The organism is Hymenobacter agri (assembly GCF_054778495.1).
Map to the genome: position 1 here is coordinate 1 of NZ_BAAGZM010000596.1, position 2,592 is coordinate 2,592.

At 62.3% G+C, this 2,592-nt stretch carries 2 protein-coding genes; both read left to right on the plus strand.

Annotated elements, in window-relative coordinates; all coding sequences use genetic code 11:
• Window positions 1–245 (plus strand): winged helix-turn-helix domain-containing protein (locus ACYVDE_RS19875; protein ID WP_460503275.1); only part of this gene is annotated, 245 nt, incomplete at its 5' end.
• 155 nt (window positions 246–400) lie between these two features.
• Window positions 401–2,592, plus strand: a 2,192-nt coding sequence (locus tag ACYVDE_RS19880) for a patatin-like phospholipase family protein (protein WP_460503276.1), incomplete at its 3' end; no start/stop codon positions are given.

Consider the following 2,592-nt stretch of genomic DNA (forward strand, 5'->3'; position numbering starts at 1 on the left):
GGCGGCTGCGGCACGGCTCGGCGGCCATCGATTTGAGCCGCTCGCAGTTCGACCTGCTGCACCACCTGCTGCAGCACCGCGGCCAGCCCCTCACCCGCGAGCAGCTGGGCGCGCACATCGGCAAAGGCACCGAGGGCTCTAATTACATCGACGTGCACATGATGAACCTGCGCAAGGCCCTGGCCCGCTTCGCCCCGCCCGACTTTCTGCAGACCGTGCGCGGCGTAGGCTACCAGGCAGCCTGAAGCATCGCCAGCAGCAACACCCGAATTAGCTCTCTGACTACAAATCATTTATCCGACTATAATTAACACAGCTTCGCCGGCAAAAACCCCACGGCCCAGTGCGGCGTACCAGCGGCAGCAGCGCATATCTTGGCGCTGATTATTAACTGCCTTCTATGCGCCATTTCTGCACTCGCTTACCGCTGGCTTTGCTGCTAGCGGCCTTTTCAGTTTTCACGGTTTCGGCTCAGAAAGTGGGCCTCGTGCTCAGCGGCGGCGGGGCTAAGGGCCTGGCCCACCTGGGCGTGCTGAAGCAGCTGGAAAAAAACCACATTCCCATCGACTACATCGTGGGCACGAGCATGGGCGCCGTGATTGGCGGCATGTACGCGGCCGGCTACTCGCCCGCCGAGATTGAGCAGATTGTACTCAGCCCCGAGTTTCAGCGCTGGACCTCGGGCAAGCCGCTCGAAAGCAAAACGTTCAACTTCCTCACGGCCGAGCCTTCGCCGTCGGCCCTGCGGCTGGGCATTGCCATCGACTCTACATTTAAGGCCCGGGTGAGCACCAATCTGGTGAACGACCTGAACCTGAACTTGGCCCTGACGCGCCTGCTGGCCCCGGCCTCGGCCGCCGCCAACTACGACTTCGACAAGCTGTTTGTGCCCTTCCGCTGCATGGCCTCGGAAATTTTCACGCGCCAGGAAGTGGAGCAGAAGTCGGGCGCACTCTCCGATGCCATTCGCAACTCGATGGCGTTTCCGCTGGCTTTCCGGCCCATTCGCAACCTCGATGGTAAGTACTACTACGACGGGGCGGTGTACGACAACTTCCCGACGTCGAACATGAAAAAAACCTTCGCGCCCGACATCATCATCGGCGTGAACGTGGGCGACGTGGCCATGAAGAAATACCCCAAGAACGATGACGCGCTGCTGGGCAGCACGGTGGCGTTTCTGGGCACGAGCGTGGCCGATACCATGAGCCTGGGCAAAAACGGCATTTACATTCAGCCCGACCTCGACGACATGGGCGTGAATGATTTCGACCTCGTGAAGCGCTTCATTGCCAAGGGCGATACGGCAGCCCAGCGCGTCATGGACCGCATCAAGGCACGCATCGGCCGGCGCGTCGACTCGGTGGATTTGCAGAAGCGCCGGATGGCCTTTCAGAACTCGGCCCCCACGCCGCGCTTCATCGACGTGAAAGTGCGCGGCCTGCGCCCCGACCAGAACGAGTACGCGGCCCGCTTCTTCCGCAAAACCGGCCGCGAATACTCGCTCGACGACATTGAAGAAGGCTACTATCGTCTGGCGTCGGACGACTATTTTAAGAACATCTACCCGCGCATTCGCTACGATGCCGCGCGTAAGGGCTACGTATTCAGCGTCGATGCGCAGCGCAACAACAACGTGAGCACCGAGGCCGGCTTCGTGCTCAGCAACCGGCCCATCGATAACCTGTATCTGGGGCTGGAATACCGCTACCTGCGCAGCCTGCTCTACACGGCCTCGGCCGACGTGAGCCTGGGCCGCTTCTACAACGGCGCGCACGGCTCGTTCCGCATCAATGTGCCGGCCAAGTACGCCTACTTCTTCGAGCCCGAAATCACCTACAACCAGTGGAATTTCCAGAACACCGGCGGCGTGCTCGGGCGTGATGTCATCAATACGCAGGTGAAGCAGCAGGATACCAAGCTGGGCGCCCAGTTCGGCGTGAGCCCCAATTTCCGTAGCCGCCTGCTGCTCGACGTGGCCACCTTCGTGGTGAAGGACGAGTACACCAACTCCACCGAAATTAAGTCGGTCGACGTGCTCGATGCCACGGTGTTCAAGGGCGCGACGGCGGCTCTGCGCCTGGCCCGCAACACCCTCAACCGCAAGCAATACTCGTACTCGGGCCACCGCTACGTGTACACGCTGCGCGGCGTAACGGGCGCGGCCACCTACACGCCGGGCTCCACATCGGTGCTCGAAGCCAGCTCGCGCCACCACGAGTGGCTGCAGTTCCGGGCCACGGTAGAAAAATACTTTGCCCTGAAGAAGGAGCGCCAGGCCTGGGGCTATTTCGGCGAGCTGATGGCTAGCGGCCAGGGCACGTTCTCGAACTACCGCTCGTCGCAAACCACCGCGCCGGTATTTGCGCCCCTGCCCGACTCGCGCACGCTGTTTCTCGACAGCTACCGCTCGGCCCGCTACGTGGCCGCCGGCCTGCGCTACACCCAGCCCTTCCTCAGCAAGCTCGACTGGCGCACCGAAGTGTACGTGCACGTGAACGGCCAGCCGCTGGTGCAGGGCGAGCAGCAGCAGGCCGTGCGCAAGTCGGGCTTCGACCGCCCGCGCCTCACGGCCAGCACCGGCCTCATTTT